At 72.2% G+C, this 13,826-nt stretch carries 9 protein-coding genes; 4 read left to right on the top strand and 5 right to left on the bottom strand.

Annotated elements, in window-relative coordinates; translation table 11 throughout:
* A complete protein-coding gene (locus tag ABRP24_RS00220) occupies positions 1–984 on the bottom strand; it encodes an SRPBCC family protein (protein ID WP_349849671.1) in 984 nt (327 codons plus the stop codon).
* Positions 984–1,367, bottom strand: a complete 384-nt coding sequence (locus ABRP24_RS00215; protein ID WP_071247053.1) for a helix-turn-helix transcriptional regulator — start codon at positions 1,365–1,367, stop codon at positions 984–986. The genes ABRP24_RS00220 and ABRP24_RS00215 overlap by 1 nt, the downstream gene beginning before the upstream one ends.
* Before the next feature lie 79 nt (positions 1,368–1,446).
* On the opposite strand from ABRP24_RS00215, the gene ABRP24_RS00210 reads away from it, so the two are divergent.
* From ABRP24_RS00210 to ABRP24_RS00195, 4 genes are read left to right on the top strand one after another with little or no spacing between them, the layout of a single operon-like run.
* On the top strand, positions 1,447–1,914 hold the full coding sequence (locus ABRP24_RS00210) for a hypothetical protein (RefSeq protein WP_027466017.1): 468 nt from the start codon (positions 1,447–1,449) through the stop codon (positions 1,912–1,914).
* Positions 1,914–2,819 carry a hypothetical protein gene (locus ABRP24_RS00205; RefSeq protein ID WP_111058047.1) on the top strand — a complete coding sequence of 302 codons (906 nt, stop codon included), beginning with the start codon at positions 1,914–1,916 and terminating at the stop codon, positions 2,817–2,819. The genes ABRP24_RS00210 and ABRP24_RS00205 overlap by 1 nt, the downstream gene beginning before the upstream one ends.
* 4 nt (positions 2,820–2,823) lie before the next feature.
* Complete coding sequence (locus tag ABRP24_RS00200) at positions 2,824–4,038, top strand: alpha/beta fold hydrolase (RefSeq protein ID WP_214521954.1); 1,215 nt, start codon at positions 2,824–2,826, stop codon at positions 4,036–4,038.
* A gap of 8 nt (positions 4,039–4,046) precedes the next feature.
* The gene (locus ABRP24_RS00195) at positions 4,047–4,442 is read left to right on the top strand and encodes an ATP-dependent DNA ligase (RefSeq protein WP_071247046.1); all 396 of its coding nucleotides are present in this window, start codon (positions 4,047–4,049) and stop codon (positions 4,440–4,442) included.
* Positions 4,443–4,867: 425 nt separating this feature from the next.
* Here the strand turns inward: ABRP24_RS00195 and ABRP24_RS00190 are convergent, their stop codons facing one another.
* The 3 genes from ABRP24_RS00190 to ABRP24_RS00180 all read right to left on the bottom strand — a co-directional run bounded on the left by ABRP24_RS00190 (position 4,868) and on the right by ABRP24_RS00180 (position 13,809).
* Entirely contained in the window at positions 4,868–6,658 is a 1,791-nt protein-coding gene (locus ABRP24_RS00190) for a sulfite reductase subunit alpha (protein WP_349849676.1), read from the bottom strand.
* Entirely contained in the window at positions 6,655–12,225 is a 5,571-nt protein-coding gene (locus ABRP24_RS00185; protein ID WP_301599937.1) for a glutamate synthase-related protein, read from the bottom strand. Before ABRP24_RS00185 ends, ABRP24_RS00190 begins: the two co-directional genes overlap by 4 nt.
* A 291-nt stretch (positions 12,226–12,516) precedes the next feature.
* Complete coding sequence (locus tag ABRP24_RS00180; protein ID WP_301599936.1) at positions 12,517–13,809, bottom strand: bifunctional glycosyltransferase family 2/GtrA family protein; 1,293 nt, start codon at positions 13,807–13,809, stop codon at positions 12,517–12,519.
* Positions 13,810–13,826: the final 17 nt, after the last annotated feature.

Genomic DNA, 13,826 nt, shown 5'->3' with positions numbered 1-13,826 from the left:
TCACGCTGCGGACAGGACCTCGCGCTCCAGCCGCCGGTAGCTGGCCTCCATGCCCTCCGTCATGCCGGTCGCGAGGATCATGTCCCGCTGTTCCCGGTCCGGGTAGGTGACGAGCAGCGTCATGAGCGTGACGCCGTCGTCCTCGTCGAACTGCAGGTCGTTCGTGTTCGGCGGGAAGGGCGCCCCGGTCATGCGCTCGGTCGACACCATCCGGCGTTCGGGTTCGACGACGAGGTTCTCGCCCTCGAACCCGAAGGGCTCGCCCTCGGTGTCACCCATCGGCGCCCAGGCCTGCCGGAACGTGCCGCCCGGGGTCAGGTCGTTCTCGTACACCGTCATCTCCCACCCGTCGGGGCCGAGCAGCCACCGGCGCACCAGGTCGGGCTCGGTGTGCGCCCGCCAGAGCAGGTGCCGCGGCGCCGCGAACGCCCGGGTGATCCGGACGTGGGTGTCGTCGAGGACCTCGGTCTCGGTGCCCGCACCCAGCGCCCACTCGCGCAGGTCGGCGAGCACCCGGTCGAGCTGGCCGAACGCCTGCTGGTAGCCCTCGAGCATGCCCATCTGGAGCATCGCGTCGAGGTCGGCGGCCGAGGCGAACGAGGACACCACGGTGACCCGCGAGCCGTCGTCGGCCGGGCCGAACGACAACACGGTCTCGCCCGCGGGGAGTGACTCGTCGACGGTGCCCTGGGGGTCGGTGAACAGGTCACGGAAGACGATGCGGCGGGGCTCGTCGACCTCGGTGACCTGCCAGACGGCGTGGAACCGCTCGCCCTGCGGGGACGTCATCCGGTAGTCGGCACGGCCGCCGGGGCGCAGGTCGAACGTCGTGAAGGTCGCGGGGAACCCGGGCGGTCCCCAGAACCGCTCGAGCTGGCGTGGGTCGGTGAAGGCGGCCCAGAGGCGTTCGACGGGGACGGGGAACTCGGCGACGAGGGTCATCGAGAGGGTGTCGGGATCGGTGTGGACGGACGTGGTGGGCATCATCGCTCCTGGTGTCGTCGGGTGTCGTCTGGTGCTGGGTGTCCGGACGCGTCGCCGTCGAGCAGGTCGCCCAGGCGGTCCATCCGGCTGTGCCAGAGGCGGCCGTAGGCGTCGAGGAGATCACGGACCCGGTCGAGCTGCTCCGGCTCGGCGCGCACGATGCGGGTGCGGCCGCGGGCCTCCTTGCTCACGAGTCCGGCTCCTTCGAGGACGGCGACGTGCTTCTGGACGGCGGCGAACGACATCGAGTAGGCGTCCGCGAGCTCGCTCACGGACGACGACCCGACGAGCGTGCGCCGGACGATGTCACGACGGGTCGCGTCGGCCAGCGCGTGGAACACCCGGTCGACCTCGGCGTCGGACAGTTCGATTCGTACAACCATTTGGTTGTAGGTTACGTCCGGCCGGTCTCGTCCACAAGGGGGACCTGCCGGTAGTCTTGCCGCGGAGATCGGAGGGGCGATGGCGGAGCAGCTGGGTGCGTCCGGTGCCGTCCGTGCCCTCGTCGCCACCCTGCCCCGTGCGCCGCAGCTGTCCGACGTGGTGACCGGCGTCGGTCGGATGGTCGGCAAACCCACGCGCGTCGTCGACGTCGACGGCCCGAGCTGGGGTCCGCTCACCGCGCTCGTGTCGCAGTTCGAGCACGAGAACCTGGTGCTCGTGCCGGCCGACGCACCGCCGCTCTACCGCATGCACTGCGTGCTGCACGAGCTCGGGCACCTGGTGCACGGCGACGTCGGCACCCCCACCCCGTCGTCCGTGGCCGAGTTCGCCGCCGGGGGCCACGTCTGCCGTCGGGCGCTCGACGCCGACTCCGGGCTCGTGAGCATCTCCGACGACGACGAGCACTTCGCCGAACGGTTCGCCTACGAGCTCGCGACGGTCCTGCTCGCCGGGGCCACGGGCGCGGACGAGCGGGCCTACGGCTGATGGCCGTCCTGCACGCCGCGGCCTTCTGGTTCGCGGCGCTGATCTTCCTCGCCCGCACGCCGTACGTGCTGCGGAACCCCCGTGGTCGGGCGGCCTGGGGTGCCACCGGCGTCGGGGCGCTCGGGCTCCTGACCCTCGGCAGCGTCGTGCCGCAGCCGGTGCTCGACGGTGCCCTGGGCGGCTCGAACCTCATCAACCTGGTGCAGAACGTCTGCGCGACCGTCGCCTTCTGGCTGATGCTCCGCGCGAGCACGGACGACCTGCCGGAGCGCCCGGTGCTCGCCAGGCCGGTGGCGCTGCTCGTCGTGGTCGTGGCCTTCACGGTGCCGTTCCTGCTGGTCGAGGAGCGCGGCGGGACCGACTTCCACTTCATCGTGCGCGAGATCGAGCAGACCCCGATGTGGCTCTACGCGACCGTCTACATGGTGGGCGTGGGACTGATCGCCGCGACGACACTGCGCCGCGGCGTGCTGCAGAACCCGGTGGCGCTCGTGGTGTTCCGCGTCGGGCTCGCGCTGGTCGTCGTGGCGAGCGTCGACGAGGTGGCCTCGCTCACCGCCGACCACTTCGGGCTCTTCCCGGCCGGGGTGCGGGACGGCCTGCGCCTGGCCTTCGACCCGCCGTTCTACCTCGGCATCGTGCTCATCGTCGTGGCGATGGCCTCGCTGACGTTCCGGCGGTGGGGCCGTGACCTGCGCCACCGCGGGCACCACCGACGCCTGCGCCGCATCGCCCGGCGGCACGCGGTGCGGGCGGTCGAGCGGCCGGGGGACCCGCAGGCCCGGACCTACGACCTGGTCATCGCGATCCGCGACGCCGAGGTGCAGGGACGGACCCTCGACGACGCCGAACTCGCGCAGGTGCGGTCGGCGGAACGGACCCTGACCCGGAGCCTCGGAGGATGACGGCGTGACGATCGTGTGGTGGGTGCTCGGAGCGCTCGTGGTGCTGGCGGCGGTGTCCCTGGCGGTCCTGGTCGTCCTACGGAAGGTCGTCGGCAGGATCGTGCTGCCCGGAGGCGATCGGTGGACGCCCGTGCTCGAGTCCGACGCGGACTCCGTCCGGCTGCCGATCACCGACGACACCGTGCGGCCGGGGGAGTACGGGCTGTGGCACGACGGCCCGGGGCACACCACCGTCGGGCCGGTGCTCGAGGTCGACGAAGCCGCCGGGTTCGTCCGCCGTGCCGTGGTGCGGACGACCGGCGCGGTGTCGTCGCGGGTGCGGTGGAGCGGACACGTGCACCCGGACCCGGCGGCGATGGACGTCGACTGGTCCGAGGTGTCGCTGCCGACGCCGGTGGGGCCGGCACCCGCGTGGGTGGTGCGGCCCGGGCCGGACGGTGCTGCACGCCCGGACCGCGGTGCTGCCCAGGGTGCCGACTCCGTGGCTGCCCGGGGTGCCGATCCCGCGGCCGCCCGGACTTGGGCAGTCCACGTGCACGGGATCCGGACGACCCGGGTCACCGCGCTCCGGACCGTCCCCGCCGCGCTCGAGCTCGGCTGGACCTCGATCGTCCCGTCGTTCCGCGGGGACGGCGAAGCACCGTGGGAAGGCCGGGCCTCGCACCTCGGTGCGCGCGAGTGGGCCGACGTCGAAGCGGCGCTCGACCACGCCGTCGCGAACGGCGCCGAACGGCTCGTCATCGTGGGGTGGTCGATGGGCGCGACGATCACACACGAACTCCTCGCCCGCTCGGCGCACCGTGACCGCCTGGCCGGGATCGTGCTCGTCGCCCCGGCACTGGACTGGGCCGTCACCGTCCGGTCCCAGGCCCGTCGCGCGGGGCTGCCCGGCCCTGTGGTGGGCGCTGCCCTCGGGGCGATGGCGACCCCGGTCCTCTGCCGGACGGTGGGGCTGCGCTCGCCGGTCGACGTGCGCGCGCTGTCCTGGTTGCGCGCACCCCGACAGCTGCCACCGACCCTGCTCATCCACTCCACCGGCGACACCACGGTGCCGTTCTCGGCCAGTCAGGAGTTCGCCGACGCCCACCCCGGCACGGTGACCCTGGCGGTCAGCGAGCCGGCCGAGCACGCCTGGGAGCGCAACGTCGACGCCGTCTGGTTCGACCGCACCATCACCACCTGGGCGTCCGGCCTCGCGCACACCGGAGCGCAGGAGTAGAAGGAGCCATGGGGCAGCTCATCTACGACGGAAGACCGCTCGACCTGCGGATCGACGACCGCGCGCTCACGCACCTGCAGATCGTCATCGTCAACATGCTCCGGCGTGACCACCGCTTCGCGTTCTCGTGGAAGGACGACGTCGTCCACGGCAACGGTCGCAGCACGATCTGGCTGCACCCCAACGTGAGCCTGCACTTCAAGTTCACCGGCAGCCGGGTGCCGTCGATCAACCGCAGCTGGCTCGAGGACCTCTACGCCTCGGCCACCTCGGGTTCGGGGCTCGTGCTGACGCCGGAACCGGCGGACACCAGCACGGCGGCCGACTCCGCGTGGTCGCGGGCGGTGGCACCCGGCGACGCGGACGACGCCTCGGGCACGCCGAGCGGGAGCACCGCGCGCTGATCCCGGGGGGCAATAGCACAGTGCGCTGATCCCGGTCAACGGGTTCCGCTCGTAATGTCCGATGTCGTACGGTTTGCGTAGCGCGGTCGGCTGTCGTCCCCCGCACCGGTCTGCTAGGGCTCCGGTGCTGACAGAGTCCGCGGCAGGAGGGGGACCCGAACAGCACCGTGACGGACTGCGAGCCCGGCACCGGCGAACCACCGGTGGCCGAGACGAGCGGTCGAGTCGAATCCGGGATCAGGGGACTCGATGCTCGGACGACCGACGCCGTGCGTCGGGAGCCGCGCGTCACGCTGCAGGGCTCACCGGTCGGTCCCATCGACCGGCGCTCCTCCGGGACCGCCCCGGCCATCGGATTCGGGTTCCGTGGCCGGGGCGGACTCATCACGTCTGCACGCGGATCCGCCGTCAGGTCCGTGTGCGGCTCAGTAGACGTCGCGCACGTACCGCTTCGCGCGACGCATGTCGGCCAGGTACGCCTGCGCGTCGTCCTCGCCGCGCCCGCGTCCGGTCCGGATGACCTGGAGCAGCGCTGCTTCGACGTCCTTCGCCATGCGTGAGGCGTCGCCGCAGACGTACACGTGGCCGCCGTCCTCGAGCCAGTCGAAGAGCTCCGCCGAGCGCTCGAGCATCCGCGTCTGCACGTAGACCTTCTCGGCCTGGTCGCGCGAGAACGCCAGGTCGAGGCGGTCGAGCACGCCCTGTTCCTGCAGCTCGGTGAGCTCGTCCCGGTACACGAAGTCGGTGTCTCGGTGCTGGTCGCCGAAGAACAGCCAGTTGCGCCCCGTCGCTCCGGACACCGCGCGCTCGTGCAGGAACCCGCGGAACGGCGCGACACCCGTGCCCGGGCCGATCATGATCATCGGGGCCGACTCGTCCGCCGGCACCCCGAACGACGCGTTCGGCTGCAGGTAGACGTCGACGGTGCCGTCCGGGTCGACCCGGTCGGCCAGGAACGTCGACGCGACACCCGCGTACATCCGGTGCGGGTCGCCGTAGCGCACCGACGCGATGGTCAGGTGGATGCGGTCCGGGTGGGCCAGCGGGCTCGAGGAGATCGAGTACTGCCGCGCCTGCAGCGGCCGCAGGTTCGGCAGCAGCTCGTCGAGTCCCGGGGCGGCCGGGCCGGCGTCGCGGAGCAGGTCGAGGACGTCGCGTCCCCAGAGCCAACGGTCCAGCTCGTGCTTGTCGCCGTGCGCCACGACGGCCGCGAGCTCGCTCGACGGCGCGCGCTGCACCAGGTCGGCGATGAGGTCCTTCGAGGGCGTCCGGATCTCACGGTCGGTCCGCAGGACCTCGGTGATCGGCCGGCCGTCGAACGCCTCGCCGCCGTTGGCGCCGACCTGCTCGAGCAGGTCCGCCACGAAGACCTCGTCGTTGACCGGCACGACCGCCAGGGCGTCGCCGGCCGCGTACTCGATGCCCGAGTCGCCGAGGTCGAACTCGTAGTGCCGGATCTCCTTCGCGCTGCGCGGCGAGGAGAGCAGCCGGTTCTCGACCAGGCGCGACGGGTACGGGTTGCGCTTGTTCCACTGCGACCCCGGCCGGGAGGCACGGCTCGCGCCCGCCCCGCCGGTCGCGCCGGCACCGTCGCCGGCGCCACCGCCCGTGGTCGCGCCGGGTGCGGCCGTCGCGCCGGCCTCGGCGGCGAGGCGGTCGAGGACCGCCGCGGTCCACAGCGCGGCCGGGTCCTCGAAGTCGACGTCGCAGTCGACGCGGTCGTGGATCCTGGTCGCGCCGAGCTGCTCGAACCGGGTGTCGAGGAGCTTGCCGGCCTGGCAGAACTCGTCGTAGCTCGTGTCGCCGAGGCCCAGGACGGCGTACTGCAGCCCCTCGAGCCGCGGCACGGTGCTCGCCTGGATCGCGTCCCAGAACAGCCCGGCGTTGTCGGGCATCTCGCCCTCGCCGTAGGTCGAGGTGACGACGAGCACGTGCGACATCTCGGCGAGCTGCTCGGGGGTGACGGCGTCGAGCGCACTGGCACGACCGCCGAGTCCGCGGGCCTTCGCGCCGGCGACGAGCTCGTCGGCCAGGAACTCGGCGTTGCCGGTCTGGGTGCCGAAGAGCACGTCGATCGTCGTCGTGGGCGCGCTGGCTGCGACCTTCTTGCCGGCGGCGGCGATGCCCGCGATGAACCCGGCGAGCCAGGACTCCTGGGCGGCCGAGAACGGTGCGTCGACGGGGATCAGCGACCCGGTCGGGGGGAGCAGGCTCACGCGGTCACCGCCTCGGTCGGCGCCTGCGGTGCACGGCGTGCGATGTCCTCGAGCGCCGCGGTGGCGAGCAGCTCGTCGAAGCGGGCCTCGCGGACGCGGCCGTCGTTCTTGGCGTTCTGGTGCATGATCCACCCCGTGGTGCCCGGCGCGTCCATGCTGCGGTTGTTCCGCTGCGTGAGCGCGCGCTTGTAGTCGTCGAGCCGCTTGATCGCGATGAGGGTCGCGAGCTGGTCGTCGGCGAACCGGTCGAGGGTGCCACGCAGGTACTTCACGACGCGCTGCTTGACGGAGAAGTCCTCGGTGAGCACGAGGTTCTTGACGGCCTCGGCGACCCGCGGGTCGGCGGCGCCGAACGCACCCGGGACGCGCTCGAGGGCGACGTCCTGGGCGACCCCGAGCACCGTGTACGACGACAGCAACGAGAACATGTCCTCGCCCTGGTCGCCGAGCGCCGGGGCACGGCCGTCGAGCACCGTGCGCTGGTCGCGGTAGTCGAGCTTGAACGCGCGGAGCTTGTCGGTGGCGATCGAGGTCGCGAGCTCGTCGAGGAGCTCGGGCCGGGTCGCCGCCGCGAGGATCTCGCCGGCGTCCTGCGTGAGCAGCAGGGCACGCGGCATGCCGACGTACACGTGCGCACGGGCGGTGTCCCACTCGGCGAGCAGCCGCTCGGCCAGGGCCGAACCCGTCGCCTCGAGGTGCCACTCGAGCAGCAGGCGGGCGGCGGCCTCGTGGAACGCACCGCGCTCGGTGTCGGTGACCGGGAACACCAGGAGCGAGTCCGTGCTGGCACGCTCGGCGACCTGGCCGGAGGGGTCGTACTGGTACAGGAACCCGCCGGACATGCCGTTGCCGAGGCCCTTGCCGAACGCGCCGAGGTTGAACACGGCGCCGCCGGTCATGTACTCGCAGCCGAAGTCGCCGAGGCCCTCGACCACGGCGGTCGCGCCGGAGTTGCGGACGGCGAACCGGTCGCCGGCCTCGCCCTCGACGAAGGTGCGGCCGCCGGTGGCCCCGAACAGCGCGAAGTTGCCGACCAGCACGTTGCCGCCCTCTGCGGCGCTGCCGCCACCGGGGGCGCGAACGATGATCCGTCCGCCGCTCTGGCTCTTGCCGACACCGTCGTTCGCGGTGCCGGTGTGCTCGAGCACGACGCCGTCGTTGTTGAAGACGCCGTAGGACTGCCCGGCCGATCCCTGCGTGCGGATCGTGACCGCGCCGTCCACCAGTCGGCGGCGTCCGCGGTCGTCCGTCGTCACGGCGGGCAGGCCCTGCACGTCCTCTGCGCCGAGCTCGTGGTTGAGCAGACGCTCGAGGTCGATGCCGAGCTGGCCACCGACCGACTTGTCGGCGTTGCCGAGCAGCACGCCGTGCACGAGCACGTGCTCCTGCGCGTGGTCGACGAGGGCGGTGCGGACGCGCTCGAGCAGGGCGTCGTCGGTGTGGAAGTCCTTCTCCAGGTACTCCGGGTCCACGACGATCTTCTCGGGCACCTGGGCGAGCAGGGCACGGGCGTCGAGCCGGCCGACGCTCGCCGGGTGGTCCAGGAGCTGCAGCAGGTCGGTCCGGCCGCGGGCCTCGCGCAGGGAGCGCAGGCCGAGACGGGCCAGGATCTGCCGCACGTCGTGGGCGATGTTGAGCAGGTACTGGGCGAGCGCGCGGGGGTCGCCCTCGAAGGCCTCGGCGTTCGTGGTCAGGCCCGCCGGGCACTTCACGTTGCAGTTCTTCGCCATCACGCAGCCGAGCATCATGAGCGCGGTCGTGCCGAACTCGAAGCTGTCGCCGCCGAGCAGGGCGCTCGTGACGACGTCGCTGCCGGTCTGGTGCGCACCCGAGCAGCGGAGCGTGACCTTCTGGCGCAGGCCGTTCGCGACCAGGGCCTGGTGCACCTCGGCGACGCCGATCTCCGCGGAGCGGCCGGCGTACTTCAGGCTGGTGACGGCCGCTGCGCCGGTGCCGCCGGTGTTGCCCGCGACGTTGATCACGTCGGCGCCGGCCTTCGCGACGCCGACCGCGATGGTGCCGATGCCCTCGGACGAGACGAGCTTCACGATCACCCGGACACGGGCGGCCTTGCAGTCGTGGATGAGCTGCGCGAGGTCCTCGATCGAGTACGTGTCGTGGTGCGGCGGCGGCGAGATCAGCTCGACGCCGGGCGTGCCACCCCGGGCCGCAGCGATGTCCACCGTGACCTTGGGTGCGGGCAGCTGGCCACCCTCGCCGGGCTTCGCGCCCTGGCCGATCTTGATCTCGAGCTCCTCGAGCATGGGGTCGGCGAGGTAGCCGGCCCAGATGCCGAACCGGCCCGAGGCGAACTGCTTGATGCGCGAGCCGCGGATGGTGCCGTAGCGGGAGTGGTGCTCGCCGCCCTCACCGCTGTTCGACATGCCGCCGACCATGTTCGTGCCGTGCGCGACGGCCTCGTGGGCGGTGGCGACGAGCGCGCCGTGGCTCATCGCGCCGGACGCCAGGGTCCGGGTGATCTCGTGGGCTGGCTGCACCTCGTCGAGCTCGACGCTCGCCGGGGCGCTCTGCAGCAGTGCGAGCAGGGCGACGGCCGCACCGGTGGCGCGGAGCGTCACCCCGGTGTCGTCGACGGCGTCGACGTCGATCTGTCCGGGGTGGAGCAGCGCGAGGCCGTCCGCCAGGGCCGCGTGGCGCAGTGCACCCGTGGTCCCCGTCGACGTGAGCTCCAGGCGGAACCGCTCCGTGCCTCCCGGCAGGTCCTGGTCGTCCGACGGACGCGAGCCGGAGAGCCCGCGCACGGTGACGCTGGCGTTGCCGCTCGTCGAGAAGCGGCCGAGCTCGCGCGCGAAGTCCTCGGCCGTGTCGATCCCGGTGACGTCCGCGGGCAGCGCGAGCACGTCGCGGAGCGCGGCGGGGCGGCGGGACCGCTCGTCGTGGGTCGTCTGCAGGAACGTGACGTAGCCCGGCGTGATGCGGTGCGCGTCGATCTCGGCGTCGCTCAGCCGGTCGTACCCGGTGTTCCGGTACGCGGCGTCGGTGATGCCGAACGAGTCGTCGAGCTGGCCGAGCGTGAGCAGGCGCAGCGCGTCGGAGTCGCCGGAGCGTTCGAAGGCCGGGCGCTCCTCGGTCATGCCGCCGAACCCGCGGACGCTCGCGACGCCGAACGAGTGGCCGGCGCCGTCGGAGCGTTCCTTGAACAGCCCGAGCAGCGGGACCTGGCCCTCGGACGCCACCGAGCGGGCACGCTCGTGCCAGTCCGTCGCCGCCTGGGCGATGCGCGCGAAGCCGACGCCGCCGACCGGTGCCTGCATGTGCGGGAAGATCCGCGCGAGCACGTCGTCGCCGGTGTCGAGGTAGTTCGGCTCGAAGAACTCGCCACCGATGTAGCTCTCGGCGGTGCACAGGCCGACGCGGCCCATGGTCTTCGCCAGGGCCTTCTCGGCGGCCTTGCGGAACTGCTTGAGCGCCAGGTCGGTCGCGGTCAGCTCGCCGGCGGGTGCGGGGGCGGCGGGGTACTTCTCCTCCGCGCGCAGCCGAGCGCTCAAGCTGTACACAGCGGCGGCACCGAAGCCCAGCGCGGTCGCGACGTGGTGTGACGATGGCAGCTGACCGCTCTCCGCGACGACGGACACCCGCAGGCGCAGACCGGTCTCGATGAGCCGCTGGTTGACGGCGGCCACGGCCAGGATCACGGGGAGGGGCGCATGGGTCGACGACACCTCGCGGTCGGTCACGACCGCGATCCCGCCACCGCGCGCCGCGAACGCCTCGATCGCGTCGCACAGCGCGTCCAGCGCGCCGCGCATCGCGTCGGCGTTGGCCTGCTCGTCGGCGGGCACCGGCACGTAGAGCATGTCGAAGCGCTCGAGCGGCACGATGTCCTGCTCGCGCAGCCGCACCATGTCGAGGTGCCCGAGGATCGGCGACTGCACGACCAGCTGACGCCCCGTGGTGCCCGTGCCGTCCGGCTTCGCGCCGAGTGCCACGCGCATCGACATCCCGTCGGCTTCGCGGATCGAGTCGAGCGGCGGGTTCGTCACCTGGGCGAAGCGCTGCGAGAAGTACTTCGCCATGCCGCCCTCGGTGTCGCTCAGGGCGTTGATGGCGTTGCCGTAACCCATCGCCGAGATGCGCTCCGACCCGTTCTGCAGCATCGGGTCGAGCATGAACCGGAAGCTCTCCTGGTTCAGCGAGTACGCCACGTACCGGCCCGCGAGCGACAGGTCGCCGTCGTAGCCCAGGGTGGACGTCGTGCGCTCGTAGTCCGGAGCGGGCACGTCGTCCAGGTTCACGCGGGCGGCGTCGAGCAGGGTGCCGTAGTCACGGCGGGCCGCGAGCATGTGCAGCACCTCGCCCGTGCGCATGCGGGTGCCGGTGCGGTGGTCGACGACGAGCATGCCGCCGGCCTCGATGCGGCCGCGGTGCACGACCTCGTCGGCGTCGAACTCGACCTGGCCGGCCTCGGACGACACCATCAGGTACTCGGCCGTCTCGACGGTGCGCAGCGGGCGCAGGCCCAGGCGGTCCAGGCGGGCGCCGACGACGTCGCCGTCGCTGAAGATCACCGCGGCGGGACCGTCGTTCTTCTCCTCGTACAGCGAGAAGTACTCGAGCATGTCCCGGACGTCCGGGGTCAGGGTGCGGTCGTTCTCCCACGCCGGCGGCATGAGCGAGACCACGGCCTCGATGATCTCGAGCCCGTCGTCGAACACGCGGCTCTGCAGGGTCTGGTCGAGTCGGCTCGAGTCCGACTGCCCGGGCGGACGCACGATGCTCCGGGTGCGGGCCCGCGCGAGCGCCTCGTCCGACAGCCGGTTCTTGCGGTCGGTGTTCAGCTCGCCGTTGTGCGCCATCAGGCGGAACGGCTGCGCCATCGTCGGGTGCGGCTCGGTGTTCGTCGAGAACCGGGTGTGGAAGTACAGCGTCCGCACCGAGTGCCGGGGGTCGCGCAGGTCGGTGAAGTACCCGATCACCTCGCCGGAGTTCAGCCGGCCCTTCAGGATCTGGGTCCGGGCACTGAGCGACAGCGGGTACAGGGCGGCGTGCTCGGCGCGCTCGGCGGCGGCCTGGGCGTAGGAGACCGCCTCGATGGCGAGCAGGGCGCGGTTCGCGGCGGCGTCGACCTCGGCGCGGTCCCAGTCCGACGGCGCACGGAAGACCCACTGCACGATCGGCAGCTGGTACTGCTCGGCCTCGGGGCGCGCGACGGAGTGGTCCACCGGGACGTCACGGACCAGCAGCAGCTCGAAGCCCTCGGCCGTGATGGCGTCCGTGACGGTCTGCTCGGCGCGGGCGCGCTCGTCGGTGCCGTCGGCTCCGTCGCTGCTCGGCACGAAGCAGTTCGCGACGCCGAAGTGCCCGGCGCGCAGCTGCTCGCCGGTGATGGCGCTGAAGAACTCCACCGACAGGTCGATGCTGACGCCGGCGCCGTCACCGACACCCTCGGCGGACTTGCCGCCGCGGTGCGGGATGGAGCACAGCGCTTCGTCGCCCTTGCGGATGACGTCGTGGCTCGGCGTCCCGTCGAGACGGGTGATGAAACCGACGCCGCAATCGCTCGATTCGCGGGCAGGGTCGTAGAGACCGAAAGAGGTGGGGTTCACGTGCGGGTCCAGTGGGGCGTTGCCGGCAGCGGACGGCGCGGGCTGCATCGATGGAGCGCTCGCCGCGGGCAGACCGATGGTGGCAGTCGGGCCCTGTGGGGTGGTGGTGCGGTAGGGCGATGCTACGGCTTGGTATACCGACCGTGCAACACGGGTGGTGTGGGGCGCGGCGCGGGGGTCTCCGGCTGGTGCGAGGTCGATCACTCGGTGCGAGGTCGCAGCGCCGCACGGAGCGGACGACCTCGCACCGGATGGGCGACGCGGCGGGCAGCTGCCGTGCTGCTCGCGGTGTCAGGCAGCGCGGTCGCCGGTGCGCTCGGGGGTCGCGATCGGTTCGGTGACCGCCGTGCTGGCGTCGGCGGCCGGGGTGGTGCCGGGGCGGATGAGCTCCGGGCGTCGGCGACCACGGAACACCCACGCCTTGAACAACACGAACCGCACGCCCGTCGCCACCAGGTTGGCCGCCGTGAGCACCGCGATCTCCGCACCGTGCGAAGCGCCCGGTACCGACGCGTGCAGCACCACCAGCGACCCCGACGTGATCGCCCAGGCGATGCCGAACACGACCAGGCCCTGCACGTGGTGCCGACCCGCTCCCGCACGGCCCCGCACCCCGAACGTGAACCGCCGGTTCAGTGCGGTGTTGCCGATCGCCGTGACCAGCAGCGCGAGGAAGTCCGCGGTCTGGGCGCCGATCGCCGGCCGGAACAGGGCGTACAGGGCAGCGAACGCCAGGGTCGAGAGCACCCCGATCGCCCCGAACCGCAGGACCTGCCCCAGGAACCCCACGCTCGGTGGGGTGAACGGCTGCCGACCGATCGCCGCGTAAACCGTGCTGATCGGCACCCGCCCGGTGGCGATGTTCCTCGACACCCGCCACATGCCCTTCAGGTCCTCGGTCGCGGTCGACGCGATGTGCACCGAGGAGTTGACGTCGTCGACCCAGTCGACGGGGACCTCGTGGATGCGGAGTCCCGCGTGCTCGGCCAGCACGAGCAGCTCGGTGTCGAAGAACCAGGCGTCGTCCTCGCACAACGCCAGCAGGTGGTCGGCGGCGGCCTTCGTGACCGCCTTGAACCCGCACTGCGCATCCGAGAACGACACCCCCATCGTCGTCCGGAGCAGCAGGTTGTACGAGCGCGAGATGAACTCCCGCTTGCTGCCGCGCACCACGCGGGACGAACCTGCCAGCCGGGTGCCGATCGCCAGGTCGGAGTGCCCCGACAGCAGGGGCGCCACGAGGGGTTCGAGCGCGGCGAGGTCGGTGGACAGGTCCTCGTCCACGTAGACGAGCACGGTCGCCGGCGATGCCGCCCAGACCTCCTTGAGTGCCCGGCCCCGGCCCTTCTCGGGCAGGTGCACCGCGTGCACGCCGGGGAGCATCGCGGCGAGGTCGTCGGCGATCCGGGCGGTGTCGTCGGTCGAGGCGTTGTCCGCGATCGTGATCCGCCACGAGTGGTGCAACGACGTCCGGCAGAAGGTGTGGAGCCGTCGGACGTGGGCGGCGAGTGTGTCCTGCTCGTTGTAGCAGGGGACGACGATGTCGATGTCGAGGGGCTGGTTCGTCTCCGTCATGCCGCTCATGCTCGGCAGCGGGGCTA

The sequence above is a fragment of the Curtobacterium sp. WHRI 8282 genome, assembly GCF_040223925.2.
GTDB lineage: Bacteria > Actinomycetota > Actinomycetes > Actinomycetales > Microbacteriaceae > Curtobacterium > Curtobacterium flaccumfaciens.
Note: the sequence above shows the minus strand (reverse complement) of the source record. Positions and strands in the feature narration are given on the sequence as shown.

Coding starts and splice junctions, on each gene's coding strand:
- ABRP24_RS00220 (WP_349849671.1), bottom strand. CDS start 984: ATGCCCACCACGTCCGTCCACACCGATCCCGACACCCTCTCGATGACC.
- ABRP24_RS00215 (WP_071247053.1), bottom strand. CDS start 1,367: ATGGTTGTACGAATCGAACTGTCCGACGCCGAGGTCGACCGGGTGTTC.
- ABRP24_RS00210 (WP_027466017.1), top strand. CDS start 1,447: ATGGCGGAGCAGCTGGGTGCGTCCGGTGCCGTCCGTGCCCTCGTCGCC.
- ABRP24_RS00205 (WP_111058047.1), top strand. CDS start 1,914: ATGGCCGTCCTGCACGCCGCGGCCTTCTGGTTCGCGGCGCTGATCTTC.
- ABRP24_RS00195 (WP_071247046.1), top strand. CDS start 4,047: ATGGGGCAGCTCATCTACGACGGAAGACCGCTCGACCTGCGGATCGAC.
- ABRP24_RS00180 (WP_301599936.1), bottom strand. CDS start 13,809: ATGAGCGGCATGACGGAGACGAACCAGCCCCTCGACATCGACATCGTC.